General features: G+C 63.7%; 15 protein-coding genes. 10 read left to right on the forward strand and 5 right to left on the reverse strand.

What is annotated here, in order from left to right; translation table 11 throughout:
* Window positions 1–4 precede the first annotated feature (4 nt).
* Window positions 5–907, forward strand: a complete 903-nt coding sequence (locus M9955_15270) for a U32 family peptidase (GenBank protein MCO5083002.1) — start codon at window positions 5–7, stop codon at window positions 905–907.
* A gap of 46 nt (window positions 908–953) precedes the next feature.
* On the opposite strand, the gene M9955_15275 is transcribed toward M9955_15270, so the two are convergent.
* The gene (locus M9955_15275) at window positions 954–1,697 is read right to left on the reverse strand and encodes a cyclic nucleotide-binding domain-containing protein (protein ID MCO5083003.1); all 744 of its coding nucleotides are present in this window, start codon (window positions 1,695–1,697) and stop codon (window positions 954–956) included.
* A 170-nt stretch (window positions 1,698–1,867) separates the two neighbouring features.
* Here M9955_15275 and M9955_15280 point away from each other — a divergent pair, with 170 nt between their 5' ends.
* Genes M9955_15280 through M9955_15315 form a run of 8 tightly spaced genes read left to right on the forward strand, consistent with a single transcriptional unit; the run spans window position 1,868 to window position 8,561 of the window.
* Entirely contained in the window at window positions 1,868–2,032 is a 165-nt protein-coding gene (locus tag M9955_15280) for a hypothetical protein (protein MCO5083004.1), read from the forward strand.
* Window positions 2,033–2,053: 21 nt separating this feature from the next.
* Window positions 2,054–2,587, forward strand: a complete 534-nt coding sequence (locus M9955_15285) for a hypothetical protein (GenBank protein ID MCO5083005.1) — start codon at window positions 2,054–2,056, stop codon at window positions 2,585–2,587.
* A gap of 12 nt (window positions 2,588–2,599) precedes the next feature.
* Window positions 2,600–4,327, forward strand: a complete 1,728-nt coding sequence (locus tag M9955_15290) for a cbb3-type cytochrome c oxidase subunit I (GenBank protein MCO5083006.1) — start codon at window positions 2,600–2,602, stop codon at window positions 4,325–4,327.
* A 19-nt stretch (window positions 4,328–4,346) separates the two neighbouring features.
* A complete protein-coding gene (cyoE, locus tag M9955_15295) occupies window positions 4,347–5,210 on the forward strand; it encodes a heme o synthase (protein MCO5083007.1) in 864 nt (287 codons plus the stop codon).
* Between the two features lie 5 nt (window positions 5,211–5,215).
* Window positions 5,216–6,016: an SCO family protein gene (locus tag M9955_15300; GenBank protein MCO5083008.1), complete on the forward strand. Its 801-nt coding sequence runs from the start codon at window positions 5,216–5,218 to the stop codon at window positions 6,014–6,016.
* Between the two features lie 13 nt (window positions 6,017–6,029).
* Window positions 6,030–7,640 carry a cytochrome b N-terminal domain-containing protein gene (locus M9955_15305; protein ID MCO5083009.1) on the forward strand — a complete coding sequence of 537 codons (1,611 nt, stop codon included), beginning with the start codon at window positions 6,030–6,032 and terminating at the stop codon, window positions 7,638–7,640.
* Window positions 7,637–8,137 (forward strand): hypothetical protein, encoded by a 501-nt coding sequence (locus tag M9955_15310; GenBank protein ID MCO5083010.1) that lies wholly within the window; start codon window positions 7,637–7,639, stop codon window positions 8,135–8,137. The genes M9955_15305 and M9955_15310 overlap by 4 nt, the downstream gene beginning before the upstream one ends.
* Window positions 8,138–8,153: 16 nt before the next feature.
* A complete protein-coding gene (locus M9955_15315) occupies window positions 8,154–8,561 on the forward strand; it encodes a bacteriohemerythrin (GenBank protein ID MCO5083011.1) in 408 nt (135 codons plus the stop codon).
* Between the two features lie 52 nt (window positions 8,562–8,613).
* On the opposite strand, the gene ehuA is transcribed toward M9955_15315, so the two are convergent.
* From ehuA to ehuB, 4 genes are read right to left on the reverse strand one after another with little or no spacing between them, the layout of a single operon-like run.
* A complete protein-coding gene (gene ehuA / locus M9955_15320) occupies window positions 8,614–9,378 on the reverse strand; it encodes an ectoine/hydroxyectoine ABC transporter ATP-binding protein EhuA (GenBank protein ID MCO5083012.1) in 765 nt (254 codons plus the stop codon).
* A gap of 11 nt (window positions 9,379–9,389) precedes the next feature.
* A complete protein-coding gene (gene ehuD / locus M9955_15325) occupies window positions 9,390–10,046 on the reverse strand; it encodes an ectoine/hydroxyectoine ABC transporter permease subunit EhuD (GenBank protein MCO5083013.1) in 657 nt (218 codons plus the stop codon).
* On the reverse strand, window positions 10,047–10,775 hold the full coding sequence (ehuC, locus tag M9955_15330) for an ectoine/hydroxyectoine ABC transporter permease subunit EhuC (GenBank protein ID MCO5083014.1): 729 nt from the start codon (window positions 10,773–10,775) through the stop codon (window positions 10,047–10,049).
* A 54-nt stretch (window positions 10,776–10,829) separates the two neighbouring features.
* A complete protein-coding gene (gene ehuB, locus M9955_15335; protein ID MCO5083015.1) occupies window positions 10,830–11,681 on the reverse strand; it encodes an ectoine/hydroxyectoine ABC transporter substrate-binding protein EhuB in 852 nt (283 codons plus the stop codon).
* Between the two features lie 332 nt (window positions 11,682–12,013).
* Here ehuB and M9955_15340 point away from each other — a divergent pair, with 332 nt between their 5' ends.
* Window positions 12,014–12,730: a GntR family transcriptional regulator gene (locus M9955_15340; GenBank protein ID MCO5083016.1), complete on the forward strand. Its 717-nt coding sequence runs from the start codon at window positions 12,014–12,016 to the stop codon at window positions 12,728–12,730.
* The last annotated feature ends 126 nt before the right edge of the window (window positions 12,731–12,856 follow it).

Raw genomic sequence — 12,856 nt, forward strand, 5'->3', positions numbered from 1 at the left:
GTCCATGTCCGCGATCGCGCTGACGCTCGGGCCGGTCTTCTTCCACTGGCCGGCCGAACGGCTCGCCGATTTCTACCGCCGTATCGCCGACGAGGCTCCGGTCCAACGGGTCCATGTCGGCGAGGTCGTATGCGGCAAGCGCATGCCGTTCTCCGACCCGTGCTGGCCCGAAATCATCGAGCGTCTGGAGCGCGCCGGCAAGGAGGTCGTCCTCGCCACGCTCGCCGCGCCCGCCACGGTGCGCGAGCGCCGCAGCATAGCGGAGCTGTGCGGCGACGGGAGGCTCGTGGAAGTCAACGACTTCACCGCGCTTCCGGCCCGCTCCGGCAGGCCTTTCGTGGCCGGGCCGTTCCTCAATGTCTACAACGAGGCGGCCGCGCGGTTCCTGGCGGGGCAGGGCGCGCGCGCCATCTGCCCGCCGGTGGAACTGTCGCTCGCCGCCGTCGGCGGCATGGCCGGGGCCTGCCCCGGCGTCGAGTTCGAAATGTTCGCCTTTGGCCGGCTGCCGCTGGCCATTTCGGGACGATGCTATCACGCCCGGCTCCACGGTCTGCACAAGGATTCCTGCCAGTTCACCTGCGAGAGGGACGCGGACGGGCTGGCCGTCGACACGCTCGACGGTCAGGCCTTCCTCGCCATCAACGGCGTGCAGACGCTTTCCAGTCAGGTGCATGCATTCTGTCCGTCACCCGACGAGTTGGCCGGGCACGGAATCCGCCGTCTGCGCCTGTCGCCTCAGAGTTGCGACATGATCGAGGTGTCGAAGACCTACCGCGCTCTTCTCGACGGACAGGAAGAACTGGACAGCGCCCGCTTCATACTTTCCTGCCTCGACCTGCCGGGGAAGATGGTCGACGGCTATGCCCGCGCCAGACCGGGATGGCATGCAGTGGCCGCGGTCGACTGAAAGGCAATGTCCGCTATCGCCTTTGCGCAAGACGGCGCCTCCGGAGTCAGCCGGGACGACAGCCCGTGCGAAGCAGTGGGCACCTGACAGCCATCAGACGCTCGCGTCCGGCAAACTCGGCCAACCGGCTCATGTCGTTCACCACGACGGTGCCCTGCTCGATGCGCACGCCGACCGCCCGCAACCGCTGGAACGAGCGCGACAGGCTCTCCGGCTTCATGCCGAGCCGGCCTGCGATGAGGAGCTTCTCGTAGGGGAGGGCGATGGTGCAGGGCCCCTCCGCCACCGGCGCCAGCCCGATCAGGAAATTGGCGAGCCGCTGCGGGCCGGTGTGAGCCTTCAACTCCTCTATCTGGTCGACCAGGCCCTTGAGGTGCAGTGACGTGGATGCCAGCATTGCCAGGCCGATCTGCGGGTTGGATCGCGTCACTTCCACGATGCCGTGCGTCGGCACCGCCAGCAGGCGCGCGTCGGTTACCGTCTCGCCGCTCACCGGATAGGCGCCGCCGGTCAGGCAGGGCACTTCGGCAATGCAATCGCCGCGCGCGAACACGCCGACGACCACCTCGTCGCCTCCCACCGTCATGCGAAAGAGTTTCACCCAGCCGTCCAGCACGAGATAAAACGCCGTCGCCGGCTCGTCCTGCTCGAACAGGGTCGTGCGCCGCGGCCGCAGTTGCAGGTCCGACTGCGCCAGCAGGGCATCGAGCGCCTCCGGCGGCAGCGCTGAAAACATCGGCGCGGTACGGATCGCCTTGCGGTCATGCGGATCGATGTATCGCTCGTTCATCGTTCCGTTCTCCCCATTTCAACCGACCACATCCGCCGGCGCGGAACTTTGCGCAAACGCAAGCAACGGAACGATTCCGCTGCGCGGCGGACTGCTTGACTTCGGTCAAGTGTTCCGCGCGAGCGCCTCTGTTACGTCAGAACGCAGATCGGTTTCTTCAGGAGGACACGATGAGCGATCGCCCGGAAGCGGAGGCGAAGCCGGAGAAAATACCGGCGATGCAGCAGCTTCTCGACAATCCGTTCCTGCTGCTTTTCATCGGGATCACCATTCCGACCGTGCTGTACATCGTGTGGGGCGTGATGGAAGTCGCGTCCATCCCGATCGCTCCCTGATCGCCGCCGGAGGATACGGACATGGCCATCTCGCCTCCCGAAAACAGACTCTGGTGGAAGGAGCCGATCGAGCGTGTCGAGATCGGCTGGATCGTCGTCGCCTTCCTCTGGGGGCTGTTCATGTTCTTCTTCATGATTGCCTGGCATTTCATCGGCGGACAGAACCTGTCGACGGAGACCTACCGCATCAAGCCGGAGGCTTATGAGGAAAAGGTTCTCGCCTTCGCCGAGCAGTTCCAGGTCGGCGAAGACGTGGGCGTGCCGGTGGTGCGCCCGCCTGCCGGCGAGGACGTCTACCTGCTTGCGCGGCTCTGGGAATGGTGGCCGATCCTCGAGCTCAAGAAGGGGCAGAGCTATCGCATCCATCTTTCGACGCTGGACTGGCAGCACGGCTTCTCGCTGCAGCCGGTCAACATCAACATCTCCGTTCATCCCGGCTACGAGCAGATCATCACGCTGACGCCGACCGAGGCTGGCGAGTTCGGCATCGCCTGCAACGAATATTGCGGCATCGGACATCACCTGATGACCGGCCGCATCCGCGTCGTCGAATAGGCGGAGGGGACCATGACAGCCATAGACGCATCCTACGCCGGCGCGCCGGCATCCGCGGCGGCCTTCCGCACCTGCCGCTTCACGGGCCTGAAGGTCGACATCGCCGCGCAGCGCCTCATCAAGGCCAATGCGGTGGCGGCGATCGTCTTCCTCGCGATCGGCGGCCTGATGGGCCTGCTGGTCGCGCTCACCCGTTGGCCGGCGATACAGTTGCTGCCGTCGGAGTGGTTCTACCTCATCCTCACGGGGCACGGTGCCAATGTGCTTCTGTTCTGGATCATTTTCTTCGAGATCGCGCTCCTCTACTTCGCCTCCGCCGTCCTGCTCGGCTCCAGGCTCGCCGCGCCGCGTTTCGGCTGGGCCGCCTTCGTGCTGATGGTGCTGGGAGCGATCATGACGAACGTGGCGGTATTCCAGGGCGATTCGAGCGTGATGTTCACCTCCTATCCGCCGATGCAGGCCGCGCCGCACTTCTATCTCGGCCTGATCGTCTTCGCGGTCGGGGCGCTCATCGGCGTCTTCGTCTTCTTCGGCACGCTGGTCGTCGCGCACGCCGAGCGCACCTATGAGGGCTCGATACCGCTGGTCACCTTCGGCGCGCTGACGGCGGCCATCATCGCCGTCTTCACGCTGGCCTCTGGCGCCATCATCCTGATCCCGACCTTCCTGTGGTCGCTGGGGCTGATCGCAGAGATCGACCCGCTGATGTACAAGGTCATCTGGTGGGGGATGGGCCATTCCTCGCAGCAGATCAACGTGGCCGCGCATGTGTCGGTCTGGTATGCGATCGGCGCGCTCACCATCGGCGCCAAGCCGCTGTCGGAGAAGGTCAGCCGCACCGCCTTCCTGCTCTACATCCTGTTCCTGCAACTCGCCTCGGCGCACCATCTGCTCGCCGATCCGGGTATGAGCGCCACGTGGAAGATCGTCAACACCAGCTACATGCTGTACCTGGCCGTGCTCGGGTCGCTGATCCACGGACTTACGGTTCCCGGTGCGCTGGAGGCGGCGCAGCGCCGCAACGGCTACACCAAGGGCGCGTTCGAGTGGCTGCGCAAGGCTCCGTGGGGCAATCCGGCCTTCGCGGGCATGTTCCTGTCGCTGGTCATGTTCGGCTTCATCGGCGGCATCTCCGGCGTCGTGCTCGGCACCGAGCAGCTCAACCTCCTGATGCACAACACCATCTACGTGCCGGGACACTTCCACGGCACGGTGGTGGCCGGCACCACGCTCGCCTTCATGGCGATGACCTACTACGTGCTGCCGCTGGTCTTCCAGCGCGACATCATCTGGCCGAAGCTGGCGCGCTGGCAGCCCTACCTGTTCGGGCTGGGGGCGGCCGGCATCTCGCTGTTCATGATGGGCGCCGGCACGCTGGGGGTTCCGCGCCGCCACTGGGACATCTCTCTCACCGACGCCATCCATCCCTTCGAGCTGCCTTCTGGCGGGTTCCTGATGATGGGCCTCAACGGGTTGTCGGCGGTCGTCGCCTCGATCGGCGGCATCCTCTTCGTCCTCATCGCGGTCGGCACCGTGCTGTGGGGCAAGCGCCTCGATCGGGGCGACGCGCCGCTGACGTTCCCGCTGCACAAGAAGGCGGCCGTCGTCGCCGAGTATGGCAGCCACGCGACGATCAAGCTGCCGGGGACGATCATCCTGGTCACGATCTTCTTCGTGTCCTTCGTCCTCTACTACTTCGTCAACTGGAAGTACCTGTCAGAAATCTGGCTGCTGCGCTGAACGATCGGGAGGCACAGTCATGCTCGATGCGGCAAAGATCGTCATCACGCTCCTGAAGCTCAGGATCGGCGTTGCTATCGCGGCAAGCGCACTGGCGGGCCTCGCCATCACGCGCGGCGATACGCCCACGGCCGGCGCGATCGCCGCTCTGGGGCTCGCCGTCCTCGGCGCATCGGGCGCGGCGGGTGCGTTCAACCACTATCATGAGCGCGTCTGCGACCGGCGGATGGCGCGTACGGCGTCGCGTCCCTTCGCCAGCGGGCAGCTCAAGGAGGGGCCGATATGGCCGGTGACGTTCGCGGCGCTTCTCGCCGCCTCCGTCGGGCTCGCCTGGGCGGCGGCCGGCACGGTCTCGGCCCTCTACGTCTTCCTCGGCGCGGTCACCTACGGCCTCATCTACACCGTCTGGCTGAAGCCTCGCACCTCGTCCAACATCGTGGTCGGCGGGCTGGCGGGCTCCTTCGCCGTGCTCGCCGGCGCGGCCGCCGTCGATCCCCAGCCGCAATGGGCCTCCAGCATCCTCGCCGTCGTCCTGTTCCTGTGGACGCCGCCGCATTTCTGGAGCCTCGCCGCGGCCAAGGCGGACGACTATTCGGCCGCCGGCATACCGATGCTGCCGGTCATCGCTTCCGAGCGTGAATGGACGCTGACGATCCTGATCTATACGGCAACGCTGGTCGCCCTATCGCTGACGCCGTTGTGGTTCGGCATGGGCTGGATCTACGGCCTCTTCGCCGGGGCCGGCGGTGGCTGGTTCCTGTGGAAGAGCTGGAGCCTCTACCGCGCGCCGTCGCGCCGCGCGGCGATGGCGAACTTCCTCGCCTCGCTGGTTCAACTCCTGCTGCTCGTCGCCGGCATCTTCCTGACGGCGCTCATCGGATGACGGCGATGAAGATGCGCTCTCTCGCCGCGGCCGGGCTTCTTCTCGCCTGCCTCTGGGGCGGGTCGCCGGCCGCAGCGGCCCGCATCGACGCGGAGGAGGCGCTGGAAAGGAGCGAGGCCGCGATCGGAAGCGCGACGGGCGATCACCGCCTCGTCCGCTCGGACGGCGCGCCGCTGAGCCTGTTCGAACTGAGGGGGCGGCCGCTGATCGTCAGCCTGGTCTACACGAGCTGCAGCACCGTATGCCCGGTCGGGACGGAGACGCTAAAGTCCTCCGTCGCGCAGGCGCGCAGGGCGCTGGGCGCGGCCTCGTTCGAAGTCCTGACCCTGGGCTTCGACGCCCGCAACGACACGCCGCGCCGGATGGCGGCGTTCGCCCTCGACCATGACATCGCCGGCGATCCGCTCTGGCATGTGGCGAGCGCCTCCCCGGCCGTGCTCAAGGCGCTGCTGGGGGAGGTAGGCTTCACCTATGCCGGGGCCGCCGGCGGCTTCGAGCATGTGGCGCAGACGACGATCCTCGATGCCGATGGCCGCGTCTACCGCCAGATCTACGGCGACCAGTATCCGCTGCAGGTGCTCGTCGAGCCGCTCAAGGAACTGGTGTTCGGCGTCACGACGACCTCGTTCACGCCGGCCGCATTCGCCGACAGGCTGCGCTTCCTGTGCACCGTCTACGACCCCAAGACCGGCCGCTACAAGGTCGATTACACGATCTTCTTCGAGATCGGTGTCGGGGGTCTGTCGCTCGCGCTGATGGGGTGGATGATCGTGCGCATGTGGCGCGGCAGCCGCCGTCCCGCCTGAGCAGGGCCTGATCGTGACTGCCAGCAAGCCCGGAAACCCGGCCCAGGACTGGCCGCCACTGCGCCATGCCAAGGCCGGCCTGCGCCGCATCTTCGATATTCTGGAGCGCGGGGCCGAGAGGCTGTTCACGCCGGCGCTCAACCCGCTGGCGCAGATCGGCGCGCTCTCCTTCTTCCTGTTCTGGATCGTGGCGGTCAGCGGCATCTATCTCTTCATCTTTTTCGACACCGGCATCGTCAACGCCTATTCGTCCGTCGAATGGATCAGCGATCCGCACTGGTATCATGCCGGCGTGATGCGCAGCTTCCACCGCTACGCCTCCGATCTCATGGTGGTCACCGTGGCCGTCCATCTGCTGCGGGAATTCTCTCTCGACCGCTATCGGGGCACCCGCTGGTTCTCCTGGTTCACCGGTATCCCGCTGATCTGGTTCCTCTACATTTCCGGCATCACCGGCTACTGGCTGGTATGGGACAAGCTGGCGCAATACGTCGCGCTGGTCTCGGCGGCGCTGCTCGACGTGATGCCGATCTTCGGCGAGCCGCTGGCGCGCAACTTCCTGACGCCGGAACATCTGAGCAGCCGGTTTTTCACTCTGCTCGTGTTCCTGCACATCGCCGTGCCGCTGATCCTGCTGCTCGGTATGTGGATTCACATCCAGCGCATCTCGCGGCCGAAGGTGAACCCGCCACGGCTGCTCGCCGTCCTTATGCTTGCCGCGCTGCTGGCGGTGGCGCTCTGGAAGCCGGCGGTGAGCCAGGGACCGGCGGATCTGACGAAAGTTCCCGCCGAGGTTGGCCTCGACTGGTTCTTTTTACCGCTTTATCCGCTTGCCGAGGCATGGGGTGGATGGGGCCTGTGGGCGCTGCTGTTCGGCGTCTCGACAATGCTGGCTGCCATGCCCTGGCTGCCGCCCTTGCGCCGGGCGCCCGCCGCTGAAGTGGATCTGCCCAACTGCAATGGTTGCAACCGCTGCGTGGAGGATTGTCCCTACGAGGCGATCAGGCTGGTGCCGCGCACCGACGACGAACCGTTCCCGTATCAGGCCGAGGTTTCTCCCGACCTGTGCGTTTCCTGCGGCATCTGCATGGGCTCATGCCCGTCCTCGACGCCGTTCCGGCGCCAACAGGACCTGAAGACCGGGATAGACCTCCCGGGGCAGCCCCTGCGCGCGGTGCGCGAGAGCGTCGCCGCCGCCTCGACCGAGCTTCGCGGCGAAGGCCGCGCGATGGTGCTCGCCTGCGCGCACGGCGCCGGCGGCGCCGATATGGTCGGTGTCGTCACCTTCCCCTGCGTCGCGATGATCCCGCCATCGCTGATCGACTATATCCTGAGCAAGGACCTTGCCGACGGCGTCGTGGTTGCGGGCTGCGGCGAAAGCACCGCCTACAACCGGCTCGGCATCGACTGGACGAAGCAGCGCTTCGCCGGCAAGCGCGATCCCTATCTGCGCAAGCGCGTGCCTCAGGAGCGGCTTCTCACCCTCTGGGCGTCGCCATTCGAGACCGCGCGCTACGACGCCGGGAAGGCGGCATTCGCCGAAAGCCTGAGGGGAATGACGAAGCCTTCGCGGACGGCCGCCCGGCAGGAGGCGTCTGGCGAAAACGCGGAGGATCAGTCATGAGCGCGCTCCCGTGGATGCTTGCGCGCTTCGCGGTTCTGACCTTGATCTTCATGGGCGCAGCCGCCCTGTCGGACTGGCCGCCCCACCGCAGCCTCCCCGAAGGCGTCGGCGTGCTGACCTTGTCATTCGGCCACGGCGCCGACCGCAGCGCGAATTGCCGCCCAGCGACGCCGGAGGAACTTGAGAAACTGCCGCCGAACATGCGTCGGCCGGAGATCTGTCCGCGCGAACGGCCGCCGATCAGGGTCGAGCTCGACATAGATGGCGCGCCGGCGTTCGCGGCCGACGTGCCTCCCTCCGGTATCGGCCGGGACGGGCCGTCCCGCGTCCATCAGCGTTTCGTGCTGCCAGCAGGCGACTATGGGATCGCCGTGCGAATGCGGGACCGTCCCGGCGAGGAGTTCAGCTGGCGCGGCACACAGACCATCCACATCGATCCCGCCGATCACCGCGTCATCGATTTTCGCGCCAGCGCCGGCGGGTTTGTCTTTCACTGACTGGAAGGAATATCGCATGGCCCTGATCACATGGAAGGACAGCTACAGCGTCGGCATCAAGGCGGTCGACCACGAGCACCGGGAACTGATCGACCTCATCAACGAACTTCACGAAAGCCTGCTGACAGACAACGGAAAGCCCGATGTGACCGCCTTCCTCGGGGAGATCTTCCGCGGCATCTCAGCGCATTTCGCGCTCGAGGAGCGGTTCATGCGCGCGCACCGCTACGACCAGTTCGACCAGCACAAGCAGGCGCATGAGGAGCTTCTGGAGGAAATACGCGACATCATGGACGGCTACGAGGCAAACCCCGAAGGCGCATCGAAGCTGCTTTCAAACCGGCTGGACCTCTGGTTCACCGGTCACTTCAGCACGCACGACGCACGGCTCCATCACCGCCTCGGGTCCCACGACCACGGATAACGGTTCCCGCCTGCTGCGCGGCGCCGATTACCACAGACGGGCGCCCTAGCGATCAACCCGCTTCGAGGACCGCATTCAGAAACTGGCGCGTGCGCTCGTTCTTCGGCGCGCCAAACAGATCTTGCGGCGGACCCTGTTCACAGATCTTGCCGTCATAGAAGAAGCAAACGCGATCCGAGAATTCCCGGGCAAAACCCATCTGGTGGGTGACCATCACCATGGTCAGTTCGTGCTCGCGGCCGATCCTTCTGATGACCGCGAGAACCTCGCCGACAAGCTCGGGGTCCAGTGCGGACGTCACTTCGTCGAACAGCATGATTTTCGGTCGCATGGCGAGCGCCCGTGCGATAGCTACCCGCTGCTGCTGTCCGCCCGAAAGCTGGGCCGGATAGTGATCCCTTTTCGAACCGAGGCCGACCATGTCGAGCAATTCGGCGGCGCGCGCCTGTGCATCGGCTCTTTTCATGCCGAGCACCGTCATCGGCGCTTCGATGCAGTTGCCGAGCGCAGTCATGTGAGGGAACAGATTGAACGACTGGAATACCATGCCGATCTTGGCGCGAACCCGTCGCAAATGCGCCGCGTTTGCGGGGACCAGCACGCCGCCGCGATACATATGGGTAAGCGGTTCACCATCTACCCAGATGACGCCGTCGTTGATCGTTTCCAACGTCATCAGCATGCGCAACACTGTCGTCTTTCCCGAACCGGAAGGGCCGATGATCGACACCTTCTCGCCGCGCGAGATCTCGAGATCGAGCCCGTCGAGGACGGCCAGCGGGCCATAGCGCTTGGAAACATTCTCAAAACGGATCATGGCCGACGAGCTCATTGCGGATATCTGCTCTTCAGGAGGCGTTCGATCATGAGTATCAGCGCCGCGGAGAAGAGGCTCATGATCAGGAAGAAGCCGCCGACTATTGTAATCGGCTCGTTGTAGCGGAATGTCGTGGAGCCTATGATCTTCGCCGTCTGCATCAGTTCCAGGACGGCTATCGCAGAGAGGAGCGGCGTTTCCTTGAACAAGGCGACGAGATAGTTGCCCAGGGCAGGGACGACAGGCGGAATCGCCTGCGGTATGATCACGTCCTTCAGCGTCGTCCAGGGCGAGAGATTGAGGGCGATCGAGGCTTCCCACTGGCCACGCGGCACATTGTCAAAGCCTGCCCGGTAGACCTCGGAGCAGTATGCCGCGTAATGGATGCCGATCGCCAAGACCCCGGCGGCGAACGCATCCAGCACGACGCCGAACTTCGGAAAAACGAAATAGACGAAGAAAATCTGGATCAGCAGCGGCGTTGAGCGCACCAGTTCCACGAAGAGCGAGATCGCGAATCCGCTTTTCGGCGCGGCCACCCTGAGAAGCGCAAGCGCCAGCCCGAGCGTTGCCGCGACGGCGAAGCCGATCAGCGTTGCCTGGATGGTGATCAGCGCCGCGCTCGCGAGCTTCGGGAGGATTTCGAGCGCGAAGTTCCAATCCCACATCTAGCTGACCCTCCCGCGCGCAAGTCCGCGTGAAAACCGGCCTTCCAGGAGGCGCATACCGATGGTGATCACCAGCGCCATGGCAAGGTAGAAGAGGAGCACGAGCGTGAAGATCGGCAATGTCTGCAAGGTCGCCTGATTGAGCTGCTGCGCCTTGAAGGCCAGATCGGCGAGGGTGATCAGCGAAACGAGGGCGGTCGATTTCAGCAATTCGATGAAGAGGTTGCCCCAGGGAGGAATCATGGCAATGAACGCCTGCGGCAGTACGATCCTGCGCAACATCTGGAGGCGGCCCATGTTGAGCGCCGTGGCAGCCTCCCACTGACCGCGAGGCACCGCCAGAATCGCACCACGGACGACCTCGGAACCATAGGCGCCGATATTCAGGCCGAGCGCTATGACCGCCACGGCAAAGGCATCGAGATAGACGCCAAACTGCGGCAGGACGAAGAAAAGCCAGAACAGCTGCACCAGAGCGGACGTTCCGCGAAACAGCTGGACATAGGCCGTCGCGATCCAACTGAGCGGCCTGCCGCCATACATTCTGGCGAGCGCGGAGAGGATGGCCATGCCCACAGCCAGCGCGGAGCCCAGCACGGTTATTTCCGCCGTCAATCGCGCTCCCGCGAGAAGCGCGGGAAAGAAAAGCTGGTACTTTTCCTGCGCAGCCAATGCGCTGATGGTCACAAGCGTGACCATCAGCAGGACGATGAGTGCACGAACTCCCATCATCTCACTCGCTGGAACAAGCGATGGTCGGTTCCAGGCGTGCCGGGCTCCGCGTCACCCGCCGCACAGTTCGGCGGTCGTCTTCTGCGGAAGATAGGATTCGTCCAGTCCAAACTGCTCAACCACCTTCAGGTGCTCGGGCGTTCCGATGAAATTCTTCAGTTCGGCGTTGAACGCATCGACGAGGCTCGTATCCTCCTTGCGGAAGGCGAAGCCGCCATGCGCCTTGATCGGCTTGCCGGCGATCTCGCTGAACGGCGCGGTCGATTCGACGCCTTCCGCTTTCTTCGCCATATCCGCGATCGAGAGCGCCGCGAGGCCAGCCGCGTCGGCACGCCCGGACTGTACCGCCGCGATCAGGCTCGACGTGTCCGGCAGGACGAGGAGCTGTGCCTCCGGCACACCTGCCGCCGCCGCGTAGTCCACATTGATCGAGCCGGCCATGATCGCGAGCTTCAGATCGGCGTTCTCGACGAAAGTAGAATAGTCCTTGACGCCCTTCGGATTGCCCGTCTGCACCAGCATCGCCTCGCCAATGCCGTAGGAGGGCTCGGAGAAGGCGACTTCCTGGCAGCGCTTGGGCGTGATGAACATGCCGGCGGCGATGATGTCGAAGCGATGGGCTTTCAGTCCGGGTATAAGAGCGCCGAATTCCGTCAGGACACCGTCGACGCTTGGAATCCCGAGCCGGGCGAGAATGATCTTCGCGATCTCCGGGGACTCGCCTGTCAGCACACCTTCGGGCGTCGCATAACCGAAGGGCGCTTCGTTGGCGAAACCCACACGGATGAAGCCCTGCTTGCGTGCGTCCTCCAGCGTCGATTGCGCGTAAACCGGCGATAGGTTGAGCATCGATGCGGCGATAAGCGATACGCCTGCCATGAAGGTCGCGCGGCGTGTAAACATCGTTCCGAACATACAGTTCCCCATTGGTTATCTTAGGTGGTCGATCAGGACTGCTCGTGACCGAAGCGGCTTCTGGAAACCGCGTCGACGTTCTCTCTCCCATCGGCAGCCAGTTGTTTTTGGCGCACCTCGACTGGTGGTCCTCCGGCTTCAACCCGAGTGCCATCCAGAGCATGGATTTGGATCACACTTTGTATACTGAGTGCAAAACGGTGGCTCGTCAATAGGCCGGCTCTCGTCCGATCGCTTCGACGATCAAGCGGCGGTCTTCTCGCGGTGCCGCGATTGCTTGCGCGCCAGTGGGTTCGTTGTTAATTGGGAGGCCAGGAACGGTGGCGGACATTAAAACGTTGAAGAATTCGCTTCTCAAATCGGAGGACGAGTCGTTCTTCGAGAGATTTAGAAAGAATGAGCCGACAATAGTCGTGGACGACATTGGCCAATTTCTCGAAGACAAGATCGTCTTTGGTGAAATCCCGCCGGGCTCTCATCTTCCGGAAGAAAGTATTTCTCAGCGCTATAACGTGCACAGGCATCTTGTTCGCGAAGCGCTTCGATCGCTCGAGCATGAAGGCCTTGCTGTTTGGGAGTCGCGGCGCGGCGTCTGGGTTACGCAAATGAGTCTCGAGGGCCTGGACGACGTCTACACTTGCCGGCGCTCACTCGAAGCCCTTGCCGCCGAACTCGCGGCGCAAAGGCGCACGAAAGAAGATCTTGAGGGCATCGTTCATGCGCTGAATGAACTGGAGAGTGCGGTTGCCACCCTCAATCCTCGTAACTTCTTTCGCCTGAATCTGGCCCTTTCTGCGAAAGTGCATGCCGCAGCGCACAATAAGACGCTTCTGAGATTGATCATAGCAATCGGAAAGCAATCCTACAGATACCGTTTTCTCGCTTATTTGCAGAGGCCTGAGATGATGGAGGCGTCCGTCCAAGGACATAAGGCGGTTGTCGATGCCATCAGATCGGGAGACAGCCGGAAAGCGAAGAAGATGATCGAGGATATGGTTGATGCATCCTGGGTCTTCCTGAGAACAATACTCTCCTGAGCGCGATTAATAAATCTCATAGATTGTGATATTCTTAGAATATCATGATCTGTGCGATGGTGCGCGGCGTATCATATCGGCTTGACAGGTCGTCTCTTGTATACAAAAATGTGAAAAATTCACAAC

It is taken from the genome of Rhizobiaceae bacterium (assembly GCA_023953845.1).
Taxonomy (GTDB): Bacteria; Pseudomonadota; Alphaproteobacteria; order Rhizobiales; family Rhizobiaceae; genus Arvimicrobium.

Coding starts and splice junctions, on each gene's coding strand:
- M9955_15270 (MCO5083002.1), top strand. CDS start 5: ATGTCCGCGATCGCGCTGACGCTCGGGCCGGTCTTCTTCCACTGGCCG.
- M9955_15275 (MCO5083003.1), bottom strand. CDS start 1,697: ATGAACGAGCGATACATCGATCCGCATGACCGCAAGGCGATCCGTACC.
- M9955_15280 (MCO5083004.1), top strand. CDS start 1,868: ATGAGCGATCGCCCGGAAGCGGAGGCGAAGCCGGAGAAAATACCGGCG.
- M9955_15285 (MCO5083005.1), top strand. CDS start 2,054: ATGGCCATCTCGCCTCCCGAAAACAGACTCTGGTGGAAGGAGCCGATC.
- M9955_15290 (MCO5083006.1), top strand. CDS start 2,600: ATGACAGCCATAGACGCATCCTACGCCGGCGCGCCGGCATCCGCGGCG.
- cyoE (MCO5083007.1), top strand. CDS start 4,347: ATGCTCGATGCGGCAAAGATCGTCATCACGCTCCTGAAGCTCAGGATC.
- M9955_15300 (MCO5083008.1), top strand. CDS start 5,216: ATGAAGATGCGCTCTCTCGCCGCGGCCGGGCTTCTTCTCGCCTGCCTC.
- M9955_15310 (MCO5083010.1), top strand. CDS start 7,637: ATGAGCGCGCTCCCGTGGATGCTTGCGCGCTTCGCGGTTCTGACCTTG.
- M9955_15315 (MCO5083011.1), top strand. CDS start 8,154: ATGGCCCTGATCACATGGAAGGACAGCTACAGCGTCGGCATCAAGGCG.
- ehuA (MCO5083012.1), bottom strand. CDS start 9,378: ATGATCCGTTTTGAGAATGTTTCCAAGCGCTATGGCCCGCTGGCCGTC.
- ehuD (MCO5083013.1), bottom strand. CDS start 10,046: ATGTGGGATTGGAACTTCGCGCTCGAAATCCTCCCGAAGCTCGCGAGC.
- ehuC (MCO5083014.1), bottom strand. CDS start 10,775: ATGGGAGTTCGTGCACTCATCGTCCTGCTGATGGTCACGCTTGTGACC.
- ehuB (MCO5083015.1), bottom strand. CDS start 11,681: ATGTTTACACGCCGCGCGACCTTCATGGCAGGCGTATCGCTTATCGCC.